The 335-nt window shown below is 54.9% G+C and carries 1 tRNA gene and 1 pseudogene; both read right to left on the minus strand.

The window, feature by feature from the left end:
* Nucleotide 1: 1 nt before the first annotated feature.
* Nucleotides 2–77 (minus strand) — tRNA-Gly (locus BTM36_RS23135).
* A gap of 68 nt (nt 78–145) precedes the next feature.
* Nucleotides 146–335: pseudogene (locus BTM36_RS29120) on the minus strand (F0F1 ATP synthase subunit beta); the annotation flags it as partial.

Raw genomic sequence — 335 nt, forward strand, 5'->3', positions numbered from 1 at the left:
CTGGAGCGGGAGAAGAGTCTCGAACTCTCGACCTATACCTTGGCAAGGTATCGCTCTACCAACTGAGCTACTCCCGCATGGGTGGGCTGCGGACCAGGCCGCGGTGGTTTATGTAATGACCCAGCGACAACCGAGATCTGCTCTCTTTCCCTGCACTACGCTCTTCCGATCTACGGATGGTGTCTTTCAGGGAGACGTATTTGCCCGGAGAACCGGTAAATACTTCTGCCGCGAAGAACGGCTGGGACAGGAAGCGCTGGATCTTACGCGCACGTGCTACCACCAGTTTGTCTTCTTCTGACAGCTCATCCATACCCAGGAAGCTCTCTCTTATT

Origin of the sequence: Herbaspirillum sp. VT-16-41 (genome assembly GCF_001994935.1) — a bacterium.
Lineage (GTDB): Bacteria > Pseudomonadota > Gammaproteobacteria > Burkholderiales > Burkholderiaceae_D > Herbaspirillum > Herbaspirillum frisingense.